At 67.1% G+C, this 23,733-nt stretch carries 21 protein-coding genes and 1 pseudogene; 11 read left to right on the top strand and 11 right to left on the bottom strand.

Annotation, left to right across the window (positions count from 1 at the left end; translation table 11 throughout):
* Positions 1-27 precede the first annotated feature (27 nt).
* The 5 genes from ACWETB_RS00655 to ACWETB_RS00635 all read left to right on the top strand — a co-directional run bounded on the left by ACWETB_RS00655 (position 28) and on the right by ACWETB_RS00635 (position 5,864).
* Entirely contained in the window at positions 28-1,812 is a 1,785-nt protein-coding gene (locus ACWETB_RS00655; RefSeq protein WP_449744469.1) for an AMP-dependent synthetase/ligase, read from the top strand.
* Positions 1,813-1,917: 105 nt separating this feature from the next.
* Entirely contained in the window at positions 1,918-3,057 is a 1,140-nt protein-coding gene (locus ACWETB_RS00650; RefSeq protein ID WP_452208616.1) for an acyl-CoA dehydrogenase family protein, read from the top strand.
* Positions 3,058-3,073: 16 nt separating this feature from the next.
* Positions 3,074-5,242: a 3-hydroxyacyl-CoA dehydrogenase NAD-binding domain-containing protein gene (locus tag ACWETB_RS00645; RefSeq protein WP_452208614.1), complete on the top strand. Its 2,169-nt coding sequence runs from the start codon at positions 3,074-3,076 to the stop codon at positions 5,240-5,242.
* A 14-nt stretch (positions 5,243-5,256) separates the two neighbouring features.
* Positions 5,257-5,412, top strand: coding sequence for a hypothetical protein (locus ACWETB_RS00640; protein WP_452208612.1), 156 nt, complete (start codon positions 5,257-5,259; stop codon positions 5,410-5,412).
* Positions 5,394-5,864, top strand: a complete 471-nt coding sequence (locus tag ACWETB_RS00635; RefSeq protein ID WP_452208610.1) for a TetR/AcrR family transcriptional regulator — start codon at positions 5,394-5,396, stop codon at positions 5,862-5,864. The genes ACWETB_RS00640 and ACWETB_RS00635 overlap by 19 nt, the downstream gene beginning before the upstream one ends.
* Before the next feature lie 150 nt (positions 5,865-6,014).
* On the opposite strand, the gene ACWETB_RS00630 is transcribed toward ACWETB_RS00635, so the two are convergent.
* The 8 genes and pseudogenes from ACWETB_RS00630 to ACWETB_RS00595 all read right to left on the bottom strand — a co-directional run bounded on the left by ACWETB_RS00630 (position 6,015) and on the right by ACWETB_RS00595 (position 13,911).
* On the bottom strand, positions 6,015-6,902 hold the full coding sequence (locus ACWETB_RS00630) for an SDR family oxidoreductase (protein WP_449744466.1): 888 nt from the start codon (positions 6,900-6,902) through the stop codon (positions 6,015-6,017).
* A 50-nt stretch (positions 6,903-6,952) separates the two neighbouring features.
* Entirely contained in the window at positions 6,953-7,813 is an 861-nt protein-coding gene (locus ACWETB_RS00625; protein ID WP_452208608.1) for an LLM class flavin-dependent oxidoreductase, read from the bottom strand.
* Positions 7,814-7,965: 152 nt separating this feature from the next.
* Positions 7,966-8,138 (bottom strand): annotated as a pseudogene (locus ACWETB_RS00620) (CoA transferase); the annotation flags it as partial.
* Between the two features lie 72 nt (positions 8,139-8,210).
* Complete coding sequence (locus tag ACWETB_RS00615) at positions 8,211-9,371, bottom strand: acyl-CoA dehydrogenase family protein (RefSeq protein WP_452208606.1); 1,161 nt, start codon at positions 9,369-9,371, stop codon at positions 8,211-8,213.
* Between the two features lie 100 nt (positions 9,372-9,471).
* The gene (gene helR, locus ACWETB_RS00610; RefSeq protein WP_452208604.1) at positions 9,472-11,643 is read right to left on the bottom strand and encodes an RNA polymerase recycling motor ATPase HelR; all 2,172 of its coding nucleotides are present in this window, start codon (positions 11,641-11,643) and stop codon (positions 9,472-9,474) included.
* Between the two features lie 96 nt (positions 11,644-11,739).
* Positions 11,740-12,978, bottom strand: a complete 1,239-nt coding sequence (locus ACWETB_RS00605; RefSeq protein WP_452208602.1) for a CynX/NimT family MFS transporter — start codon at positions 12,976-12,978, stop codon at positions 11,740-11,742.
* Complete coding sequence (locus tag ACWETB_RS00600) at positions 12,975-13,649, bottom strand: FadR/GntR family transcriptional regulator (protein WP_449744461.1); 675 nt, start codon at positions 13,647-13,649, stop codon at positions 12,975-12,977. The genes ACWETB_RS00605 and ACWETB_RS00600 overlap by 4 nt, the downstream gene beginning before the upstream one ends.
* A gap of 43 nt (positions 13,650-13,692) precedes the next feature.
* Positions 13,693-13,911: a hypothetical protein gene (locus tag ACWETB_RS00595; protein WP_449744460.1), complete on the bottom strand. Its 219-nt coding sequence runs from the start codon at positions 13,909-13,911 to the stop codon at positions 13,693-13,695.
* An 82-nt stretch (positions 13,912-13,993) separates the two neighbouring features.
* Here ACWETB_RS00595 and ACWETB_RS00590 point away from each other — a divergent pair, with 82 nt between their 5' ends.
* The gene (locus ACWETB_RS00590; RefSeq protein WP_449744459.1) at positions 13,994-14,956 is read left to right on the top strand and encodes a GlxA family transcriptional regulator; all 963 of its coding nucleotides are present in this window, start codon (positions 13,994-13,996) and stop codon (positions 14,954-14,956) included.
* Here ACWETB_RS00590 and ACWETB_RS00585 read toward each other — a convergent pair.
* Positions 14,917-15,789, bottom strand: coding sequence for a LysR family transcriptional regulator (locus tag ACWETB_RS00585; RefSeq protein ID WP_452208599.1), 873 nt, complete (start codon positions 15,787-15,789; stop codon positions 14,917-14,919). The two genes, ACWETB_RS00590 and ACWETB_RS00585, sit on opposite strands and share 40 nt — an antisense overlap.
* A gap of 92 nt (positions 15,790-15,881) precedes the next feature.
* Here ACWETB_RS00585 and ACWETB_RS00580 point away from each other — a divergent pair, with 92 nt between their 5' ends.
* Genes ACWETB_RS00580 through ACWETB_RS00570 form a run of 3 tightly spaced genes read left to right on the top strand, consistent with a single transcriptional unit; the run spans position 15,882 to position 18,861 of the window.
* Positions 15,882-16,931 (top strand): NAD(P)H-dependent flavin oxidoreductase, encoded by a 1,050-nt coding sequence (locus ACWETB_RS00580; RefSeq protein WP_449744457.1) that lies wholly within the window; start codon positions 15,882-15,884, stop codon positions 16,929-16,931.
* A 53-nt stretch (positions 16,932-16,984) separates the two neighbouring features.
* Entirely contained in the window at positions 16,985-17,626 is a 642-nt protein-coding gene (locus tag ACWETB_RS00575) for a GntR family transcriptional regulator (protein WP_449744456.1), read from the top strand.
* On the top strand, positions 17,623-18,861 hold the full coding sequence (locus ACWETB_RS00570) for an MFS transporter (RefSeq protein ID WP_452208597.1): 1,239 nt from the start codon (positions 17,623-17,625) through the stop codon (positions 18,859-18,861). Before ACWETB_RS00575 ends, ACWETB_RS00570 begins: the two co-directional genes overlap by 4 nt.
* 27 nt (positions 18,862-18,888) lie before the next feature.
* Here the strand turns inward: ACWETB_RS00570 and ACWETB_RS00565 are convergent, their stop codons facing one another.
* Entirely contained in the window at positions 18,889-20,160 is a 1,272-nt protein-coding gene (locus ACWETB_RS00565; RefSeq protein WP_449744454.1) for a competence/damage-inducible protein A, read from the bottom strand.
* A 181-nt stretch (positions 20,161-20,341) separates the two neighbouring features.
* Between ACWETB_RS00565 and ACWETB_RS00560 the strand changes: the two genes are divergently transcribed.
* A complete protein-coding gene (locus ACWETB_RS00560) occupies positions 20,342-21,019 on the top strand; it encodes a TetR/AcrR family transcriptional regulator (protein ID WP_449744453.1) in 678 nt (225 codons plus the stop codon).
* A gap of 16 nt (positions 21,020-21,035) precedes the next feature.
* On the opposite strand, the gene ACWETB_RS00555 is transcribed toward ACWETB_RS00560, so the two are convergent.
* Entirely contained in the window at positions 21,036-21,731 is a 696-nt protein-coding gene (locus ACWETB_RS00555) for a CPBP family intramembrane glutamic endopeptidase (protein ID WP_449744452.1), read from the bottom strand.
* Positions 21,732-21,847: 116 nt separating this feature from the next.
* Here ACWETB_RS00555 and ACWETB_RS00550 point away from each other — a divergent pair, with 116 nt between their 5' ends.
* The gene (locus ACWETB_RS00550; RefSeq protein ID WP_449744451.1) at positions 21,848-23,638 is read left to right on the top strand and encodes an alpha/beta hydrolase; all 1,791 of its coding nucleotides are present in this window, start codon (positions 21,848-21,850) and stop codon (positions 23,636-23,638) included.
* The last annotated feature ends 95 nt before the right edge of the window (positions 23,639-23,733 follow it).

The raw sequence follows: 23,733 nt of genomic DNA, 5'->3' as shown, positions 1-23,733 counted from the left end.
CAACAGTGCGCCACGAGGAGGACAGTGATGACGACCGAGACCCTCTGCTCGCATTTCCAGCGTCGGGTGACCGAGGTGCCGAACCAGGTGGCCATCCGCAATGCGGACGGCACGCAGTCCGTGACGTGGGCGCAGTACGGACGTCGTGTCCGTGAGGTTGCGGCGGGACTCGCGGCGCAGGGGGTGACCCGCGGTGACGTGGTGGGCATCATGCTCACCAACCGGATCGAGTTCCATATCGTCGACGCGGCCGCGATGCACCTCGGCGCGGTGACCTTCTCGGTGTACAACACCAACGCCGCACCCCAGATCGCCTACCTGTTCAACAACGCCGAGCCGCATGTCGTCATCACCGAAACCCAGTTCCTGCCACGGGTCCTCGAGGCCGCGCGCGGCACATCGGTGCAGACGGTCGTCGTCGTCGACGGGACCGACGGTGCGGACGCCACCGACGGTGGTCCCGGACTGATCGCCCTCGCCGACCTGATCGCGCGCGGGGACGCCGACTTCGACTTCGACTCGAAGTGGCGCGTCGGCACCCGCGACGACGTACTGACACTCATCTACACCAGCGGCACAACGGGAAACCCCAAGGGAGTCGAGCTCACCCACGCGAATCTGCTTTATCAGCTCGAGGTGATCACCGACGTGATCGGGGACCTCACCAACGGCCGGGTGATCTCCTACCTGCCGGATGCCCACCTGATCAATCGCTGGATCTGTCAGTACGCGCCGATGTATTTCGGCATCACGGTGACCGATCTGGACAACCCGAAGGCGTTGGTGGAGACCCTCGGTCAGGTGCGCCCCACCTTCTTCGTGGCGGTGCCGATGCTCTGGTACAAGATCAAGGGCAACGTCGAGGTCACCATTGCCGGTGAATCCGGTGTCAAGGGATCGTTGGCGCGCTGGGCGCTGGCGGCGGGCAGGAAGAAGGCCGCCGCCATCGTAGCCGGCACGAAACTGAATCCGGTGGACACGGTGGCCGCTGAGGTCGCCGATCGATTGGTGCTGTCGAAGCTGCGGGCGAAGTTGGGCATGAATGACCTGACCGCCGCAGTGTCGGGGGCAGCACCGATCGATGTGGGTGCACTGGAATTCATGCTGGCACTCGGTGTTCCGGTGATGGAGGCGTGGGGGATGTCGGAGACCTCGGCCGTCACCACGGTGAATCCGATCACCGCTCCCATCTACGGCTCGGTGGGTCGCGCGATCCCCGGCACCGAGGTCATCCTCGCCGCCGACGGCGAAGTCCTGGTTCGGGGCGGTGGTGTGATGCGCGGCTACCGCAACGACCCGACGCGGACCGCCGACACCCTCGATGCCGACGGCTGGATCCACACCGGAGACATCGGGACCCTTGATGATCGGGGCTACCTGAAGATCATCGACCGCAAGAAGGAGCTGATCATCAACTCCGGCGGAAAGAATATGTCGCCCAGCAACATCGAGGGTGCACTGAAGGCGGTGAGCCCGCTCGTCGGTTCGGTCGCGGCAATCGGTGACAACCGTCCGTTCGTCTCGGCGCTGATCACCCTCGACCCGGATGCCGCCGCGGTGTTCGCGGCGCAACGCGGGGTCGACGTCGATCCCGAATCCCTCTCGGTTCACCCCGATCTCGTCGAGGCGATCTCCGACGCCGTCGATCAGGCCAACACCCGTCTGTCACGCGTGGAGAGCATCCGTTCGTGGCGGGTGCTGCCCACCTACTGGATTCCCGGCGGCGACGAACTGACCCCGACGATGAAACTCAAGCGGTCGCCGATCGCCAAGAAGTACGCCGAGCAGATCGAAGATCTCTACCAGCGGTAGGGACCGGCGAATGCGGTAATTCAGCACTCAGCACTCAACACTCAGTGCCCAGCGCCCGCGTCGTTCCACCGACCAGTCCACCCCCAACCACCCGAAAGAGCCTCCATGACCGACGATCTGACCACCGAACTCGGAGATCTCACCGCGCTCGCACGCGAGTTCTTCACCAAGGAGGTGGCGCCGCGACGTGAGGAGTTCGCCGCCGCGGGCGAACCCGACCGTGCACTCTACCGCCGCGCCGGCGAACTGGGGTTGCTGAGCATCTCGATCCCGGAGCAATACGGCGGTGGCGGTGGAACTTTCGCACACGAGTCGGTGGTCTTCCGGGAGCAGGGCCGATGTGGCGACCTGTCGATGCAACTCGGGGTGCACTCGGGCATCGTGCCGCATTACCTGAATTCGTATGCCACAGAGGAGCAGAAGCAGCGGTGGCTGCCGAAGTTGGCATCGGGTGAGTGGATCGGTGCCATCGCGATGACCGAGCCGGGCACCGGATCGGATCTGCAATCCATCGCCACCCGCGCGATCCGCGACGGCGACGAGTACGTCATCACCGGCGCCAAGACCTTCATCTCCAACGGCGCCACCTGTGACCTCATCATCATCGCCGCCAAGACCGACCCCACCAAGGGGGCCGCGGGGGTGTCGCTGCTCGTCGCCGAGGTTGCCGACGGCCCTGCCGGTTTCGAACGCGGACGCAAACTCAAGAAGATCGGGCAGAAGGGGCAGGACACCACCGAACTGTTCTTCGACGGCCTGCGGGTGCCCGCGGCGAACCTGCTCGGTGGCGTCGAAGGAGCCGGCTTCGTCCAGCTGATGCAGCAGTTGCCGCAGGAACGCCTCATCGTCGGAGTCGCCGCCCTCGGGGTGGTCGAGGCCGCCTACGAGCACACCCTGGCCTACGTCCGGGAACGTGAGGCATTCGGCAAGCCGTTGTTCGCCCTGCAGAACACCAAGTTCGAACTCGCCGATGTGGCAACGACACTCGAGGTGATGCGTGCCTTCGTCGACGACGCGATCGCTCGGCACGTGCGCGGCGAACTCGATGTGAAGCGGGCGGCGATGATCAAGCTGTGGTGCTCGGAGCAGCAGACGCAGGTGGTCGACCGCTGCCTGCAACTGCACGGCGGATACGGCTACATGGAGGAGTACCCGATCGCGCAGTTGTTCGTCGACGGGCGTATCGCCAAGATCTACGCCGGAGCCAACGAGGTCATGAAAGACCTCATCGCACGCAGTCTCTGACAAGGGGGACACCGCCATGAGCACAGATATCTTCGGCTGGTCCGCCGACGCCGACGGCATCGTCACGCTGACCATCGACGACCCGTCGCAGCCCACCAACACCATGACCGACGACATGGCCACACAGTTGCGCAGCACCGTGGAACGCCTGGAACGGGAGAAGGATTCGATCACCGGCGTGATCGTCACCTCGGGCAAGGACACCTTCTTCGCCGGTGGCGACCTGAACAAACTGATGTCGGCGGGACCCGACGACGTCGTCGAGATCTCGTCCGGCCTCGACCATTTCAAGGAGTCGTTCCGGCGGTTGGAAACCCTCGGGCGGCCGGTCGTCGCGGCCATCAACGGCACCGCCCTCGGCGGAGGTTTCGAGGTCGCACTGGCGGCCCACCATCGGATCGCGTTGAACAGCAGAGCATCACTGCTCGGACTTCCCGAGGTCACCCTCGGTGTGCTGCCCGGTGCCGGTGGTGTCACCCGTGTCGTACGCATGCTGGGCGTGGTCAACGCCCTGATGAACGTGGTCGGTCAGGGGCAGCGCATGTCCCCGGCAAAGGCGTTGGCGGCGGGCGTGATCGACTCCGTCGTCGACACCCGCGAGGACATGCTCGCCGGTGCGCGTGACTGGATTCTGTCCAATCCGGATGCCGTGCAACCCTGGGATCGCAAGGGCTACCACATTCCTGGCGGCACCCCGTCCTCGCCCGCCCTGGCCGCACAGCTTCCCGCCTTCGCCGCCACCCTGCGTAAGCAGACCAAGGGTGCACCGATGCCCGCGCCGATCGCCGTGCTCGCCACTGCGGTGGAGGGTGCATCGGTGGACATCGACACCGCGTTCGTCATCGAAACCCGATACTGCGCCGACCTCATCTGCGGTCAGGTGTCGACCAACATGATCAAGGCGATGTTCTTCGATCTCAACGCGGTCAACAAGGGTGCGTCACGTCCGGCCGGGTATCCGCGACGGAATGCGCAGCGGGTCGCGGTGCTCGGCGCCGGGATGATGGGTGCCGCAATCGCCTACGTCACAGCACAAGCCGGTGTCGACGTCGTTCTCCGCGACGTCACGATCGAGGCCGCCGAACGCGGCAAGGACTACTCCCGACGTCTCCTCGACACGGCGCTGGCCAAGGGACGCATCGACGAGGCGCGCCGCGACGCCGTGCTCGGCCGAATCCTGGCGACCGCGGACATCGCCGATGTGGCCGGCGCCGACCTCGTCGTCGAGGCCGTCTTCGAGGATGTGGAACTCAAGAAGAAGGTGCTCGCCGAGGTGGCCGGCCACGTCGCCGACGATGCCCTGTTGGCGTCGAACACCTCCGCACTCCCGATCGCCGAGATGGCCACCGCGGTGGCGCGTCCGGCCGACGTGATCGGCCTGCACTTCTTCTCCCCGGTGGACAAGATGCCGCTCGTGGAGATCGTGGTCGGCGAGAACACCTCCGATGAGACATGGGCGCGGGCACTGGATTTCGCGCGCCAGATCCGCAAGACCCCGATCGTCGTGCGGGATGTCTACGGGTTCTACGCCAACCGGGTGATCGCCAAGTTCGTCGACGAGGTGCTGTCGCTGGTGGCCGAGGGTATGGCGCCGGCCGCCGCTGAACAGGCCGCGCTGCAGGCCGGGTTCCCGGCCGGTGCGCTCACGCTCTTCGATGAGATCAACATGAAGACGATCGCCAAGATCCGTGCGGGCTTCATCGCCGATGCCGCCGAGCGCGGCGTCGAGTTCGTCCCGAGTGCGTCGTATCCGCTGGTCGACCGGATGCTCGGGGAGTTCGATCGGCCGGGCCGCCTGGAGGGGCGTGGCTTCTACGACTATGACGGCCCGTCGGGGGCACGTTTGGGTCTGTGGCCCCGGCTGGCGCAGGAGTACCACCGCCCGGATGTCGAGATTCCCTTCGACGACGCCAAGGAACGGATGCTGGTCGCCGCAGCGCTCGAGGCCTTCCGCTGCCTCGACGAAGGTGTGATCGGCACGGTGGCCGAGGCCAACATCGGGTCGATCATGGGTATCGGATACCCGGCCTGGACGGGCGGCGCGGTGCAGTACATCAACCAGTATGCCGGGGGCGTTGCGGGATTCGTGGCGCGCGCCGACGAGCTGCGGGAACGGTACGGCGATCGGTTCGTCGTTCCCGATGCACTGCGCGCCCGAGCCGCGGAGGGCCTCGACGTGGTGTGAGATCATCGGGGGTTGTGACCGCATCCGAACCCCGCTGGCGCCGACTCGATCCCGATGACCGACGTCAGGCCATCCTGGAGTCCGCCATCGCCGCCTTCGGCAAGCAGTCCTATGCTGCGGTACAGATGGCGGAAGTGGCGCGTACGCCGGTGTGGCGCGTGGTCTGCTGAATCACTACTTCGGTACCAAACGTGACCTGTATCTCGCGGTGGTCCGGGAGATGATGATCGTTCCCGAACTCGAGAATGTGCGGCTGCCCACCGGCGACCTCGATGCCCGTATTGCGGCGTCGGTGGACTGGCTGATGCTGGTGCTCGGCAGGCACGGCGCCACGTGGCTGGCGGTCGGCGCCGACGGTGTGGGCGACGACGAAGAGATCCGCGCGATCCTCGACGAGGCCGACGACCGGGCGGCACAGCGGGCACTGGATGCGATCGGCTTCGACGCGAAGGGTGCGCGCCACGAGGCCGCGATGGCGGCGATCCGCGCATTCGGCGGCATGGTGAAGGCCGCGGCGCGGGAGTGGCTGTATCGAAAGTCATTGAACGACAAACAGATCCGCGTGCTACTGACCGGAACCCTGGTGCGGATCGCCGAAATGGTGCTGGCAGACGAGATGTGAGTGCGCTGCGTTACCGGCCAGCCGACAGCCGTCGACCAAGCGTGACAAGCAGATCGGGGTCGCTGCCCTGGCTCGGTCGCCACGGTAACGCCAAACCGATCACGTGCCGGGGCGGCGTAGTGGGGGGTGACGTGGGGATGAAAGTGGAAGTCACTTGCGGTCGTCGGGGTGGTGGGTGTTCGCGGGTTTCTCGGCGCGTTCGGGCTGGCTGATGGCCCTGTCCTCATAGTCGGCGCGGCTCGTCGATCCGCGGACCGCGGCCACCTGATCGGGAACCATACGGCGCATCAGCACATCGCGAATCCGTTGGGGCAGTAGGCTGGCCGCTCGAACGGCCGGACCGACGTAGGACGGGATGGTCACCTCGAAGCGGGGCTTCTCGATTGCCGAGCAGACGGCCGCGGCCACATCCGACGGTTGCAGCATCGCGGCCGAGCCCGTCGCGGTGCCGGCGGCCAAGGGGGTGTCGACGACGGTCGGCATGATCGCCGTCAGCGTGACGCCGGTACCCCGCAGTTCTTCGCGGACCGCGGTGAGATAGCCAAGCACGCCGTGTTTCGTTGCGGCATAGGTGGCCTCACCGGGGGGTGCCAGCTTGGACGCCGCCGATGCGATGGTGACGATGTGTCCGTGCCCGCGGTCCCGCATCATCGGAGCGGTGAGTCGAATCCCCCGGATGACGCCGTGCAGGTTGACCGCGAGCATGCGGTCGGTGGCGGTATCGGTCTCGGTGTCGAAGGGACCGACCCACATCACGCCTGCATTGTTCACCAGAACATCGATGGGCCCGAGCCCCGATTCGACGGAGGTCAGGAACGTCCCGAAGGAGTGCGTGTCGGTGACGTCGAGCTCGAAAGCCGTGACATTCCCGGCCAGCTCACGTTCGGCCGCGCGAGCCGCGTCGAGATCGCGATCGCCGATGGCGACACGTGCGCCGCCCTCGGCGAGTTGCCGGGCGATCTCGCGCCCGATGCCCGCGGCACCACCGGTCACCGCGATGACCTGTCCGGACAGTGACGTCGAGCGTGGGGATGCCATGGGTGCCAGTCTGGCACACAGGCACACAGGCACACAGGAACGTTGGTCAGTCAGCGGTCGGTGAATCCGCGGGCAGCGAGTTCCTCGAGGACGTGCGGCGACGCTCGGTAGGGCGCCTCGGGGCGCGGCCAGTGGGCGATGACATCGGTAAAGCCGAGTTCTCGGGCGCGTCCCACCATGTCGTCGAACAGCGCGACGCTCTCCAGGCTGGCGCGGGGCGAGGTGTCGAGGCTGAGGTAGCGGGGGAAACCGGTGCGTCCGGCCTCCCTCAGCGTGTCCTCGAGAACGGCACAGGATTTCGCGATTCCAGCGAACCAGTGATCGAGCGAGTCCGACGGGACGCCGGTGGTCACCCAGCCGTCGCCGTGGCGGGCGGCGAACCGTACCGAGCGCGGGCCGTTGCCGGCGAGCAGTAGCGGCACCCGACTTCGGACCGAACCGCCGACGAGGCGCATGTCGCGGGCCTGGTAACACTCGCCGTCGGCGGAGACATGGTCCTCGTCCAGAGTGCGGTCGAGGAGCCGGGTGAACTCCTGCAGTCGGTCGACACGTTGACGGGGCGGCAGGCGGTCGGCACCGAGGATCGTGTCGTCCGGTGTTCCGCCCGCACCGAGGCCGAGGAGGAATCGGCCGTCGGAGATGTCGATGAGCGTCTGAACCTCACGGCTGAAGGACACGGGGTGCCGGAAGTTGGGGGAGACGACGAAGGCACCGAGGTCGATCCGGGTGGTGATCGCGGCGGCCGCACTGAGGATCGGCACGCAGGAGAACCACCGGGAATCGGGGAGTCCGCCCCAAACCAGGTGATCGTAGGTCCAGACGTGGTCGAAACCCATCTCTTCGGCGCGGAGCCACAGCGGTCGCGACTCGGCCCAGGTCAGGTCGGCAAGAATGCAGATACCCACGCGCATGGGGCCCAGTCTAGGGTGCGTTGTCACCGGGGCCGGGTGGGTACGGATCCCATTGCCGCAGTGGTGTGCTGCTCATCGTCGGATGCGGACCCGCGCTGTTTCTCTGCCGACTTGTCTGAGGACGAAAGCTGGTGTTCTCACGTCGATCTCGACGACTCCTTGGACCGGTCGAGCCGGACGAAGTAGCTCGGCAACCCGTTCACTGACTGGTCGCAGGCCCGGGCGAAGTCGCCCGAACCGGCCGTACGACCTTGATCACCCGGGTGCCGAGGTCGGCGAGTTGTCGGGTGGCGAATGATGCTGCGACGGCGTGTCCGAGTGAGAGCGGTCACTGCGCGAGGCGGGAACATGGATGTGACCTCCGCCGGCCGGCAATGTGTTTGGGGCAGAGGCGAGATCAGATGTCGAGGCCGCCCCGTTTGACCAGTTGTTTGGCGATGACGTTCTGCTGGATCTCGTTGGTGCCTTCGCCGACGATCATCAGGGGTGCGTCGCGGAAGTAGCGTTCGACGTCGTATTCGGTGGAGTAGCCGTACCCGCCGTGGATGCGAACGGCGTCCAGCGCGATCTCCATCGCGGTCTCCGAGCAGAAGAGTTTGGCCATGCCGGCTTCCATGTCGCAGCGTTTGCCGGTGTCGACCCGTTCGGCGGCGTCGAGCAGAAGGCCACGTGCGGCAGCGAGTTTGGTGCCCATCATGGCGAGCATGTTGCCGACGGCCTGATGCTTCCAGATCGGTTGCCCGAAGCTCTCGCGGTCCTGGGCGTACTGCAGCGCGTCGTCGAACGCGGCGCGCGCGACACCGGTGGCGCGGGCCGCCACCTGGATGCGGCCGGTCTCCAGTCCCTTCATCATCTGCGCGAAACCCTTGCCCTCGACGCCGCCGAGCAGCGCGTCGGTGGGGACGGTCGCGTTGTCGAAGTTGAGCTCACAGCTCTCCACGCCCTTGTAGCCGAGCTTCGGCAGGTCCTTGGAGACGGTGAATCCGTCGACCTTCTCGACCAGCAGGATGGAGACACCCTTGTGTGCGGGTTCCGCGGCGGGATCGGTCTTGCACAGGAGTGCGACGATTCCGGACTTGCGGGCGTTGGAGATCCAGGTCTTGGAACCGTTGATGACGTAGTTGGCGCCGTCCTTCTTGGCAACGGTGCGCATGTTCTGCAGGTCGGAGCCGCCGCCCGGCTCGGTGAGTGCCATCGTTGCGCGGAGTTCACCGGTAGCCATGCGGGGCAGGTACTTCTGCTTCTGCTCCTCGGTGCCGAAGGCCAGCAGCAGCTTGGCGACGACGGTGTGCCCGCCCATCGCGCCGGCCAGACTCATCCAGCCACGTGCGAGTTCTTCGGTGACCTGGGCATAGCAGGGCATCGAGACCTGGGCGACTCCGTACGGCTCGGGGATGGCCAACCCGTAGATGCCCATCTCTTTCATCGTCTCGATGAGCTCTTCGGGGTAGGTGTTCGAATGCTCGAGATCTCGGGCGACCGGGCGGACCTGCTTGTCCACGAAGTCGCGAACGGTCTTGACGATGGCTTCTTCCTCGACGGACAACGTGATGGCCATCTGCCTCCCCTTCAGTCTGTAGAAAATAGTCTATAGAGAGCCCCGAGTGGGCGCAACCCCCGTGGTGGAGGCTGCGAGCGGTGTATCCGCCGGGCCGAGCTCATCGCAGGATCACCAGCTCCGAGGTGGCGCGGGTCATCGCCACGTAGCGGTCCACCGCACCGGTGACACCGGATCCGGGGTTCTCCGAATCGACGAGGATCACCAGGTCGAATTCGAGACCCTTGACGTCGACCGGAGGCAGGGCACAAATGCGATCTCCGGTGACCGTGGCGGTGTCATAGCCGATGACGCAGGCGGTGCCCTCCGGGTGTGTCATCGACCAGGAACTCAGGATCTCGTCGAGGTCCCGGCGGGCGCCGAGCCGCACCGGAATCCCGCTGCGCCGAATGGAGATCGGGACGTTGGCGTCGGGGATCGCGGAACGGATCACCGGTTCGGCCGCCTCCATGATCTCTTCCGGGGTGCGGTAGTTGACCGTCAGTCCGGCGACGGTGACGTCGATCAGCCCCACCCGCTGCAGCCTTTCGGTCCACGTCTCGATAAACCCGCGCCGAGCCTGGGCCCGATCGCCGACGATCGTGAAGCTTCGAGAGGGGCAGCGAGACAACAACATCGACCATTCGGCATCGGTGAGTTCCTGAGCCTCGTCGACGATGATGTGCGCGAACGGCCCGGCCAACGGGTCGACCTGCGCCGCCTCGACGGTGCGGTCGTCGACGAGAGCGTCGCGAAGATCGTCATTGCGGAGTTGGGTGGTCAATCCCTCGCCGTCGTCAAGGCTGTGTGCCGCCAGCAGATCATCGACCACCCGATCCATCTGCACACGATCGGCGGCCAGGGTCCTTTCGCGTCGTCGGCGCCGTCGTGAGAACTCCGGATCACCGAGACGCCGACGGGCGGCGTCGAGGAAGGGGAGATCGGAAATGGTCCAGCGGTCGACGGTGCCCCGCCGCAGCGTGCCGATCTCCTCGGAGCTCAGTGACGGCGCTGCCAGTCGCAGATAGGCCGGCACCGACCAGAGGTCACCGACGAGTGTCGCGGCGTCGATCACCGGCCACACGGTTGTCACGGCCGCCTTCAGATCGTAGTTGTGTGCCAACGCATTGCGCAGGTGGTTGTCCGGAATGTCACCGCCGTCGGGCAGCAGGTCCCGGATGATCGCGACCAGCGCCTCCCAGATGTCCTCCCGCGCTTCGTTGTGGGGAGTCGCGGCATCGGGGGCGTCGAACGCCTCCGCCCAGTCGCGCGGCCCGAGAATGGCTGTACCCCAGGGGGTGTCGATCTCGGCCGGGTCGGTGGGAGGCGTCTCGTAGAACCGGACGGCGCGGTCGATGGTGAGGATGGGGTCGATCGAGGATTTCAGTGTCCGGACGTCGGGGTCGGCTTCCGGCACGGTTTCGGACCCGGCGGGCACCAGATCGCGCAGAGTGCAGGTGTGCACCCCCTCCTCACCGAGATCGGGCAGTACATCGGCGACGTAACCCAGGTAAGGATCGTGCGGACCGATGACCAGGAGACCGCCGCGATGGCCACCCAGTCGCGGATCCGAGTAGAGCAGGTATGCGGCACGGTGCAGGGCGACAACGGTTTTCCCGGTTCCCGGGCCGCCGTCGACGACAAGCGCGCCACGGCTGCCGGCCCGGATGATGGTGTCCTGGTCGGTGGCGATGGTGCCCAGTACGTCGCGCACGCGTGACGTGCGACCGGCCTCGAGGCTTGCGATGAACGATGAATCGGCGTCCAGTGCGAGTGGTCGCCGGTCCGGGTCGGTACCGAGAGCCTCATCCCAGTAGTCGACGATGTGGCCTCGCCCCCAACGGTATCGGCGTCTGCTCGCCACGCCCATCGGCTCGGCGAGTGTGGCGGCGAAGAAGGGTCGGGCGGCCGGGGTGCGCCAGTCGACGAGGAGTTGGGTGCCCTCGTTGTCGGTCAGGCCGATTCGCCCGATGTAGGTGAGCGAACCGTCGGAATGCACCATTCGTCCCAGGCACAGGTCGACGCGGAATCGACGCAGCCGGCGAAGTCGGAACTCGGCGTCGTGGATCTCCATATCGCGATCGACCGCTCGTCGGCCACCGCCACCGGCGGAGCGGCGTAGTGCCGCGATCCGGTCGGTGAGCATACCGATCGTCTGATCGAGGTGTGTGGCGATGGCGGCCAGGTGCGTCTCGTCCTCGGCGAGGAGCTGATACTCGGCCTTGGCGGAGTCCGGATTCGACAGCGCAAAGGCGCTCGGGACACGACGGGGTGGGGAGACGCGAAAATCCATGTGCGCCATTGTGAAGGCGCCACGGGGTCTTGCCGCAAGGCCCCATCTGCGCTATACAGTGAAGTGGGAGAGAGAATCCGGCCCACCTTTCCGCGATCAGTCTCGCGTGACGTGTGTCGGAGAATCCGCGCGGTCCATCTTCACGTTTCGTGCCGCGAGCGCCGTCGACGTCGCCTGCAGGATGAGCGGAACGGCGAGGACGGACAGCGCCACCGTCCACGATCCCGTCGAATCATGCAGTGCACCCACCGCTATCGGGCCGACGGCGGCCAGCACGTAGCCGACGAACTGCGCCATGCCGGAGACCTGACCGGTCTGTGCGGGCGACGAACTGCGCAGCACCATGAACAGCAGGGCGAGACTGATCGATGCGCCGGGACCGAACATCACCAGCGAAACCCACAGCGCGGCCGCGTGATCGACGGTCAGTAGACCAACGAGCCCGATTCCGCAGACCGTGATGACCAGAAAGGTGATGCCGCGCTGGTCGGCGAACCGGCCCGCGATGATCGGGATGATGAGTGAGGCGAGCAACGCGACCACCTGACCAACCGCCAGGACGTTTCCGGCGGTGGCACGGGAATACCCCTCGCTCATCAGGAATGCGGGCAACCACGCGGTGAAGGTGTAGAACACCAGCGACTGCGCACCCATGAACGCGGTGATCGCCCATGCAATTGGGTTGCGGCGCAACGATCCCACCGTCACCGCGGTCTCCGGACGATGGCGGGTGACCTGAGGTGTCCAGACCACGACGGTGATCAGCGTCAGCACCGCCCAGGACCCCAGTGTCAGCCGCCAGTTCCCGTCGAGTGCGGTGTCCACCGGCACGGTGATGGCGGCGGCCACCGCGGCGCCACCGGAGAGGGTCATCGAGTAGAGGCCGGTCATCAACCCCGAGCGATGAGCGAAGTCGCGTTTGATCAGTGCGGGGAGCACCACGTTGCAGACGCCGATCGCGGCGCCGATCACCGCCGAACCCGTGAACAGGGCGGGCGCGCCCGGGATGAGGCGCAGCAACGTCCCGACGATGAGCACAAGCAGTGCGACGAAGATGGTGCGTTCGATGCCGAATCGAGCCGCGAGACGTGGGGCGACGGGTGCGCTGAGACCGAAGAACAGCACCGGCAGGGTGGTGAGCAAACCGGCTGTGGCACTGGTGAATCCCTGGTCGGCGGAGATCTCGTCGATCAGCGGTGCGACGGCGACCACCACCGGGCGCAGGTTCGCGGCCACCAGCATGATGCCGACCGCGGTCACGATGGTGAGTAGTGGCCGGCCACCGCTCGACGTCGTCGACGAGGTCTCGACGCGGGTCACCCCGCCGGCCGTCATGCGATACCCCGGAACGCGACGTCGAGGTAGTTGAGCACGGCCGCCCGGGCCGCGACCGGATCGTGGGCGACGATCGCGTCGACCACGTCGTGGTGGCCCGCGGGGTGCGCGTCGAGGCCGGACGCCCCGGCGATGGTGGCGTGGTTACGTGCCATCACCTCGCCGATGCCGTCGTAGAGGTCGATGAGCAGCCGGTTGCCCGACGCGGCGACGAGAGTCGCGTGGAAGTCGATGTCGATGCGGGCGTAGTCGTCGAGGTGCCCGGATTCCAGGGCGTCGACGGCGCGGGTCAGCTGGTCACGCAGGAGCGCGATCTGGTCGTCGGTGGCGTGATCGGCGGCGAGTGCGGCCGCCTCGGTTTCCAGGGCCCGCCGCGTGGAGAGGAGGTCGGCCGCCTCTGAACCGGGTACGCACCGGGCCAGGGCCCCGACGAGGACGTTGCGGCTGCGCACGTAGGTGCCGTCGCCGCGTCGGGGCATCAGCAGCCCGGAGTGCTCGAGGGCCCGGACCGCCTCGCGAATGGTGTTGCGGCCCACGCCGAATTGCTCGACGAGTTCGGGTTCGGCGGGGATGCGGGCACCCACGGGCCACTGTCCGTTGCGGATCAGTTCGTGCATGCGGTCGACGACCAACGAGCTGGTGCGGGGCGGTGGTGTGATCAGCGGGGACACCCAAACAGGCTAACATCCCATGTTTGACATTCGCACGTAGTGCTCAGGCCCCGTCGTGGTGATAGCGAGTCAGGACGCTCAGTTCGTCGACGATCCGGTCGGAGTCCGGGCCGTAGGGACGCAGCGGGTCGCGGGTGATGACGTCGACGAGATGGCTCAGCGGAAAGCGTTGCGAACCAGCGACTTTGCGGTGCGTGCGGTAGGTGAGGATGCCGATCGGGATGGTCACGAGGAGGGCGGAGGCGATGATGATGGCGGTCATGTCAGAAAGCATGCGCCCGTAAGCTTCCTGCCAACAGTGGCAGTACTGACAACGTAAACAAAGAATCTGCCACACTGGGGTGGTGCTGAAATCCGTCGGTGTACTCCTCTACGGGCGCGTGGCGCTCTTCGAATTCGGCGTCGTCAACGAGGTCTTCGGCCTCGACCGCACCGACGACGGCGTCCCCGCCTTCGACTTCCGGGTCGCCTCGCCGACACCCGGCGCCCCACTGAGCGTCGACCACGGGGTGTCGGTGGTCGCGCCGCACTCGCTCGACGAATGCCGTGACGTCGACCTCGTCGCCGTTCCCGGTGGCAGCATCTCCGGTGACTATCCCGCGGAGGTTCTCGAGACGCTGCGCGCCGTCGTCGACAACGGCGGTCGGGTACTCACGGTCTGCTCCGGCGCTTTTGCCGCGGGTGCCGCGGGTCTGCTCGACGGACGACGCTGCACCACGCACTGGCGGTACGGGGACGAGCTGGCCCGAATGTTCCCCGAGGCCCGCGTCGACACCGATGTCCTCTTCGTCGACGACGGGCCGATCACCACCAGCGCCGGCACCGCGGCCGGGATCGATGCGTCGCTGCATCTGGTCCGCGAGTCATGGGGTCCGCGGGTGGCCAACACGATCGCGCGACGCATGGTGGTCCCGCCGCACCGCGACGGCGGGCAACGCCAGTTCGTCGACGCACCGGTACCCACCTGCGCCGACCGGGGCTTCGGTGAACTCCTCGACTGGATGATCGTCCATCTCGACGAGGACGTCTCCGTCGACGACCTCGCGATGCGAATGCACATGTCCGGGCGCACATTTGCGCGCCGATTCGTCGACGAGGTGGGAATGTCGCCGCGACGCTGGCTCACCGAACAACGAGTGCTGCACTCGAAGAACCTGCTCGAATCCACCGATCTCGCCGTCGAGGAGGTGGCCCGGCGCTCGGGATTCGCCTCGGCGACGTTGCTGCGCCACCACTTCACCTCGGCCGTCGGGGTGGCGCCGCTGGTCTATCGTCGACGGTTTGCCGGTGCGTCGGGATCGGAGTGAGCGGCCGTCAGCCCGCACGCGATCAGTTGATCCGACAGCGGGTGCGACGACGCGGCCCGCGCCAGGTACACCGAGGTCGAGGGTGCGTCGGTGAGTGGCAGAAACCGGACGCGCGAGTGGGTGACCCGGCGCGCGGCGAGCTCTGGGACGGCGCCCACGCCACGATCGGCGGCGATCAGCTCCAGCCATTCGTCGAAGTTCGCGCATTTGATGACCGCGCGGGAGACGGGATCGCGCCAGGACGCCGCCGTGGTGGTGCCGGTCAGGGTGTTGACGACCAAGGGGTGTTCGCCCAGTTCGGGCCACGTGAGATCGGTACGGACGGCCAGCGGTGAGTGGGTGGAGACGGCGGCGACACGTCGTTCCCGAAACATCAGGCGCGCGCGGACGCCGTGACCCGACGGGCGGCGACGTGTGACGGCGACATCGATGCGGCCCTCACGCATTCCGGCGAGTGGATCGTCGACTCGGATGACCTCCACCGATGCGCCGGTGGCGGCCTCGAACGCGGTGATCGCGGCGGCGGCCCACGGATCGGGAAGTAGCCAACTGAACCCCAACCGCACCGTCTGCCCGGCGGACAACCCCGCCACCGCCTCGGTCACGTCGTCGAGGATGCGGCGGGCCGACTCGATGAACGCATACGCGGCCTCGGAGGGTCGCACCGATCGGCTGGTTCGGTCGAAAAGTGTTGCTGCGGTGATTTTTTCGGCCTGGGCAATGGTGCGCGACAGTGCCGGCTGGGTGATGCCGAGGTCACGCGCGGCCTCGGTGAACGACCCACGATCGGCCACGGCGACCACGGCCCGTAGGTGCCGCAGCTCCAGATCCATGACTCTCGAGCATAGGGCATGCTCACGACGCATTTCCGGGCGACCGCGGTGGTGATTACGCTGGCCCTGACCGCCACTGAGAGGAGTGCGAGATGTTCGATCTGACGAGTCCGGCCGTGCCTGTCATCGCCGCGCCGATGGCGGGTGGACCGAGTACGCCGGAGTTGGTGGTCGCCGCGGCGCGCGCGGGCGGGCTGGGTTTCCTGGCGGCCGGCTACAAGACGACCGACGCCGTCGGTGCGGAGATCGATGCCGTCGTCGACGCCCAAATCATATACGGCGTCAACATCTTTGCCCCGGGACGACCCCTGGGTGACCGACGCGCCGTCGAACGCTATCGCGAGGCCCTCGGCCCGTTCGCCACACGCTTCGGTGTCGATCTTCCCGGCATCGTCGACGCCGATGACGACCGGTTCGACGCCAAGGTCGATCTGATGATCGAGCGGCGGGTTCCGTTGGTGTCATTCACCTTTGGTTTTCCCTCGCGCGAGGTGGTCGACCGATTGCACGAGGCAGGCATTCTCGTGATCGCGTCGGTGGCCGATCCGGCCGATGCGACGCGGGCACTGTCCATCGGCGTCGACGCCCTGTGCGTCCAGGGTGCCGAGGCGGGAGGGCATCGAGCCACCCTCGACATCGACGCCGTCCCGAACACCACGTCGACCCTGGATCTGCTCGGACAGATCGGTGGATTGACCGATGTCCCGCTGATCGCCGCCGGTGGGATCGGTGATGGGCCGATGATCGACGACTGCCTCGCCGCCGGTGCGGTGGCGGTGCAGGTGGGCACCGCACTCCTCGACGCCGATGAGGCCGGGACCAATCCGGTCCATCGCGCGGCGCTGCGGGACCCGGCGTTCGACGCGACCGTGGTGACCAGGGCATTCTCCGGCCGTCCGGCGCGGGCGCTACGCAACCGGTTCATCGACGACCTCGACGCGGAGGCGCCGGCGGAGTACCCGGCCGTCCATCACCTCACCAGCCCGATCCGCAAGGCGGCCGTCGCGGCCGGGGATTCCTCGGCGGTGAACCTGTGGGCCGGGGCGGCCCATCGCGACGTGCGCGGTGGATCGGCTCTCGAGATCATCGCGGGGTTGTGGGCCGACACCGCGGCGGCGGCGTCCCGGCGATCGGTGCGCTGACGGCCGGACCCGTCCTTGCACGCAAGCTTGTATGCAAGCTAGGGTCGTCGTTCATGACGTCCACGACCGGGCCGGTGGCGGCCGAACGCGCCTACGCCTATACCAAGGAACGAATCCTCGCCGGCACGCTCGCCGGCGGTGACCTCGTCAGCGAGGGCGTCATCGGTGGCGAACTGGGCATCAGCCGGACCCCGGTACACGAGGCCTTCTTGCGGTTGGACTCCGAACAGTTGCTCACCCTGGTGTCCCGGAAGGGGGCCATCGTGCGCCCGATGACACCGACCGAGGCGGCCGACGTCCTCGCGATGCGTCACGGCGTCGAGACGGCGGCGGCCGGTCAGGTATTCACCGCCGGCGGCCCCGCGCCGGAACTCGCCGATCGCCTCGCCGACAATCTGCGTCGTCAGCAGGGATTCGTCGACGACGGCGACGTCGACGGGTTCGTCGAGGCCGACGACGAGTTCCACGCCACGATGGTGAGTGCGTCGGGGAACCCGATCGCTGCGGATTTCTACGACCGACTGCGCAGTCGGCAACAGCGCCTGCGAAACCTGTTGTTACGCATCGACGTGGCCAACCTCGCGGCCTCCTATGCCGATCATCGGGTGCTCGCCGAGCGGCTGATCGCCGGCGACCGGGCGGGTTTCGATCAGATGCTCGCCGACCATTTCGGCCGGTACCGCGGGGCGATATGAGTTCGGGCACCGCGATCGCCGGATCGGCGGTGACGCTCGACCCGCGATCGGCCGCCCGCCGTGGCTGGATTCCGGTGTTCGGCGCGGTCTTCGCCTGTGCATGGTCGGGCAATCAGTTCAGTCCGATGCTCTTGCTCTACGAGCGTGTGGGCCACTACTCGGCCGGCACGGTGACGATGTTCCTCGGTATCTACGTCGCGGGCCTGGCCCCCGCGTTGGTGATCGCCGGCGCGGTGTCGGACCACATCGGCCGCCGCACACCGATGTACTACGCGGTGGCCTTCGGTCTCATCGGCAGCGCACTTCTCGCGCTCGGCGAATTCGGTTCTGCTCCCATCTATCTCGGGCGGCTTTTCGCCGGCATGTCGGTGGGTACGGCGATGGCGGTCGGTACCAGTTGGCTCAAGGAACTGTCCCAGCCGCCGCACGACGTCCGGGCCGACGCCGGTGCCGGCGCGCGCCGGGCGTCACTGGCCTTCACGCTCGGTTCGGCCGCCGGTGCCGCGGTGGCCGGCAGCATCGCCCAGTGGGGGCCGATACCCCAGGTGCTGCCCTACGTTTTGCACATCGCGGTCACGGTGCCGATGCTCCTGCTCGTGCGTCGCGCACCCGAGACCGTGTTTCCCGCCGCCGCGCGGCCCTTGCGTCATCGACTGGTGGTGCCGTCGGTGCGACACCGACGGTTCCTGGGTGTGATCCTGGTCTGTGGCCCTTGGCTTTTCGCGGCCTGCGGACTGTCCTACGGCTACCAGCCGGTGTTGCTCTCCGGGTCGACGGGTGGGCTCGGACTCGCGTATGCGACGGCATTGAGTGTGATCGCGCTGGTCTCCGGTGCGGCCATCCAGCCTGTTGCGCGACGGATCGACACCCCGTCGGGGGCCCGCGGGATCATGGTCGCACTCATCGCCCTCGTTGTCGGGCTGATCACGATGATCGGCGCCGTCGTATCGCAGAGCTGGGTGGTCGGCATCGTCGCAAGTCTCGTCTTCGGAGCGGGTTTCGGGATCGGGCTGGTTTCCGGACTTCTCGAGGTGCAGCGGATCGCCCCCGCCGAGGATCTGGCGACACTCACCGGAATCTTCTACGCCGTAGCCTATCTGGGTTTCGCGGTGCCCACGATCCTGGCGTTGCTGACGCCGCCGCTGAGCACCGTCGGCCTGCTGTCGATTCTCATCGGCCTGCTCGTGGCATCAATTCTGGTGGTGCTGCGCGGCTATCGGCGTCATCTGCCCTGACTTTCCATGCAGGAGTGGTGATGCCGACTATCCGGCGAGTGCGCGCCGCAACAGATGCAACGAGATCGTCGTCGAGCGATCTCGGACCGCGGCGCGATCGCCGGGCAGGTGCAGGGTGCGTGTGATGGTGGGGCGTCCGGCCAGTGCGACGCCGAAACAGACTGTGCCCACCGGTTTTTCGGTGGTTCCACCACCGGGTCCGGCGATTCCGCTGGTCGACAGTGCGGTGTCGGCGCCGAATCGGTCGAGGGCGCCCTCGGCCATGGCGGCGGCCACCGGTTCGCTCACCGCACCGTGCTCGGCGATCAGCTGCGCCGGCACCCCGAGGAGTACCGCCTTGGCCTCGTTGGAGTACGAGACCACGCCTCCGGCAACGTAATCCGATGATCCCGGCCGGTCGGTGAGGCGCGCGGCGATAAGTCCTCCGGTGCATGATTCGGCGGTCGCGATGGTGCGTCCGTGCAGGGCTGCCGCGATCAGGTCGTCGATGGTGGCGCCGTCGACGGAGAAGATTTGCGAACCATGGTGTGCGAGCAATGCGTCGGCGAGGGCGTCGTAGGAGGCGGTGGCGGTCGACGGATAGCGGGTGACGATCTCCACCTCGCCGCGACGAAGACATGTGGTGACCTCGAGATCGTCGAATCCTGCTATGCCCGGGCCGATCTCACGCAGCGTTGCGGCGAGATCGGATTCGGACAGGCCCATCGCGCGGATCGTCTGTTCGCGGAAGTCGCCTCGGCCGGCGATCGCCTGCTCGACCGGGCCCGTGGCGATGGCGGCGGGCCACATGCCCTGGAGCTCACGCGGCGGTCCGGGCAGGATGAGGATCGCCGGGCCGTCGTCGCCCGGGATGGCGATTCCGGGAGCGGTCCCGACCGGTGAGATAGGTTGTGCCCCTGCGGGAATCATGGCCTGTTTGCGGGTGCCCGCGTGGGTTGCGGCAGAGTCGTCGGTGACACCGCGTTGCTGTTGCCATCGTCGGATGATGCCACCGATGTGTGCCTCGAGGTCGGTGTCGAGGTGCAGTGGCCGGCCGGTGAAGCGGGCCACGGTGTCGACGGTCAGATCGTCGGCGGTGGGGCCGAGTCCACCGGTGGTGACGATCAGCGATACATCCTGCGCGGCGAGGAACTGTAGTTGGGCGATCAGATCGTCGGGGCGATCTCCGCACACGGTGATGTGTGCGACATCGACACCCATGTCGAGTAGTTGCCGCGCCACCCACGGACCGTTCTGATCCGCGATGCGGCCCGTCAGGACCTCGGTGCCGGTGACCACGATTCCTGCGCGCGCATTCACGTCGTCGAGCATAGTGCGCGACGCGGATCGGAGGTCGATGGATGGCGCTGTCAGTGAGGTGGGGGGCGCCGTGAACGGGGAATGGTGAATCCCGGAGATCGGGCATGCTCGGTTTAGCATGGTGGGGGTCGGGTCGTTCGTGGTCGGGTGATGCCGTCTGAAACAGATCCGTGGGAGAAGTATGGACTCAGCAACGCCGCCGCGAAAATCGTTGCTGCAACGGGCCTTCGACGATGTCACCGCGGTCGGGGGTGGGGCTGACGTCGAGGAGGACCCGATCCGGGTTCGTCTCCTCGACGCGGCCTACGACCAGTTCCGCCGGATGGGTATCCAGCGCACCTCGCTCGAGGAGGTGGCGCGCCGCGCGGGAACATCGCGGGTGACGCTCTACCGCAAGTTCACCAACAAGGACATCCTCGTCGAGGAGGTGATGCTGCGTGAGTTCCGCCGGTACCTGGTGCAGTTCCTCGCCGACGTCGCGCCCGCCCGCACCGCCGCCGATCGCCTGGTGGCCGGGTTCCTGAGCGCGTATCGCGCGGTGACGACGAACCCGCTGATCATCGGGCTACTCGAGGTGGAACCGTCGGTGCTGGCCGGCCTGATCGGCGGTGACGACGGTCGGCTGCTCACCGCGGTGCGGATCTTCGTTGCCGCGCAACTGCGTGAGGAACAGCAGGCCGGGAACCTGCGTGGTGACCTCGACGTCGACCTGACCGCCGAGATGCTGGCGCGGATATCCGTGTCGTTCGTCGTCATCCCCAGCCACATCATCGACCTCTCCGACGACGATCAACTCGTCGACGTCGCCCGGCGCTACCTGGTCCCGATGCTCGACGCCCCGCCGCCGACGACCGGGTAGCGCGGCGTCCGGTCGGTCAGTTCAGCTGCCAGGCGATCGCCGCGGCGATCGCGCCGATCCCGTTGACCGACCAGTGCAGTGCGATCGAAGCGAGGAGGCTGCCGCTGCGCATCCGCAGCCACCCCAGGATGAGCCCGGCGATGCCCGTGACGACCACGGCGAGCAGTACCCCGGCCACCACGCCGAGGGGTCCGGTGCCGACGACGTCGCCGATGCCGTCGTTGTGCGCGGCGAGCCCCAACGACGATGCGACATGCCAGCAGCCGAACAGTGCGGCCTGACCGGCCACGGCGGCGCGCGCTGAGGTGAGCCGCGCCAGCGACCCGAGCAATGCACCCCGGAAGATCACCTCCTCGGCCAGGACCGTCCGCAACGGAATCAGGACCAGCGCGGCGTAGACCGCCGCCGGGACATCGGGGTAGCTGTCGTTGTGGAATAACTCGCGCGTCCACGGCAGCGCGACGGCCCCCGCGGCGACAACGGCGACGATCGCGACGATCACGACGGCATACCGCAGCCCGGTGGGCATCGTGCCGGGAGACAATCCCAGATCACCCCAGCTCAGCCCGGCGACACGGCCGAGGATCGTGATGACGACGGCAGCCGCCGGGATGAACCATCCGGCGTAGGTCAGCGGGGAGGTGAACACCACGATCTGCACACCGATCAGCAACGCCACCACCAGCGGCGGATACCAGCGCAACCGTGACATGGTGGTTCCTCGCTGCCGGGCACGGCTGGTTGCCGCGGATGATGTGCGGATAGGGTTTCGGCGGTATCCGGGTGATTGTGCCCGATAATTGATCCGTTGCGGTGACAGGAGCAGTCATGGCGAAGCCCGTCGACGATCATGCGGCCACACCGTCCGACGGTGCACCGCCGACCCCGGCGGACGTCGTCGAAGAGGAATCGGCCACCGCGTCGTCGGGTGCCGGTGGTGACCAACCGAACGACGATGCGTCCCGCGTGAGTGCGCTGCGTCGGCGCGTCGTCGCGTACTCCCATCGCATCAGTTTCACCGGACTGGTGATGGGCACCGTCTTCCTGTGGCTGTCGGCCACGCCGTCGCTGTTGCCGCGTGGTGCGTTCTTCCAGGGGGTCGTCAGTGGCGCGGGCGCCGCACTCGGGTACTGCTTCGGGGCGTTCCTGGCGTGGTTGGGGCGGTTCATGCTGTCCCGGGATCGGCGGTGGTCATCGCCGCGCCGAGTGTTCTGGATCGCGCTGGCGGTGGCCTTCGTGATCGGTACCGCGTCGATGTTCTACTGGTTTGCGAAGTGGCAGAACGATATCCGTGACCTGATGGGCGTCGATAGGCTGTCCTGGACGGCGTACCCGACGGTGGTCGTGATCGCGGTGATCGTGTTCGTGATCCTGATGGTCATCGGTCAGGCCTGGGCGTCACTGCTCGTCTGGCTGGTTCGGCAGCTCAACCGGATTGCGCCACCCCGCGTTTCGGCCGTCGCAGGTGCGGTGATCGTGGTCTTGCTGACCGTGTTCATCCTCAACGGCGTCGTCGCCAAGTATTCGATGCAGTGGCTCAATGCGAGTTTCGCCGCCGCCAACAACGAGACCGACCCGGATTCGGCGCCGCCGACGAGCGGATTCCGGTCCGGTGGGCCGGGTTCGCTGGTCAGCTGGGCATCACTGGGACGCGAAGGTCGCCGCATCGTCGACGGCGGTCCGTCCGTCGAGGAACTGTCGGCGTTCAACGCCGCACCGGCGATGGAAGCGATCCGTGCGTTCGTCGGGCTCGGGTCCGGCGACGACCTGCGCGCCAACGCCCGGCTGGCCGCCGACGAACTCGTGCGGGCCGGTGGTCTCGACCGCGCGGTGATCGCCATCGGATCGGCGACCGGCTCCGGCTGGCTCAACAAGGCCACCATCGACTCGCTGGAGTACATGTACAACGGCGACGTCGCGACGGTATCGATGCAGTACTCCTACCTCCCGAGTTGGATCTCGTTCCTGGTGGACAAGGAACGCGCGCGGCAGGCGGGCAGTGCCCTGTTCGAGGCGGTGGACGCCCGGGTCCGGGCACTGCCGGAGGATCAGCGACCCAAGCTCGTGGTCTTCGGGGAGAGTCTGGGCAGCTTCGGCGCGGAGGCCGCCTTCGGCACCGTCCCGACCGTGGCCGCCCGCACCGACGGTGCGTTGTTCAGCGGTCCCACCTTCAACAACACCATCTGGAGCGATGCGACGACGGCGCGTGACGCCGGCTCGCCGCAGTGGCAGCCGATCTACGGCAACGGTGAACAGGTGAGATTCATCGCCGACCCGCCGGACCTCGACCGCCCCGATGCGCCCTGGCCCGGGCCACGTGTGGTGTATCTGCAGCACGCCTCCGACCCGATCGCGTGGTGGTCGCCGGCGCTGGTGCTGTCCAAGCCGGACTGGCTGAGCGAGGACCGGGGACGTGACGTCCTCAACGCGATGCGCTGGATCCCGCTGGTCACATTCCTGCAGGTCTCCGCCGATATGGCGGTGTCGACCGGCGTACCCGACGGGCACGGGCACCACTATCTGAGCGCGATTCCGTACTCGTGGGCGCGCATCCTCTCACCGCCCGGATGGACCACGGAGAAGACCGAGGCGCTGCTGCCGCTGCTGCATCGCGACTGATCGGAGCCGCTACTCCGGATGGGCGGGACCCGCCCATCCGGATTTGCTTCGGCGTCGAAGTGCTGGTGGATTAGGGGTGACACAACCGACTGCAG

It is taken from the genome of Gordonia sp. NPDC003950 (genome assembly GCF_053605205.1).
The sequence above is the reverse complement of the archived record's forward strand: the minus strand, read 5'-3'. Positions and strand labels throughout refer to the sequence as shown.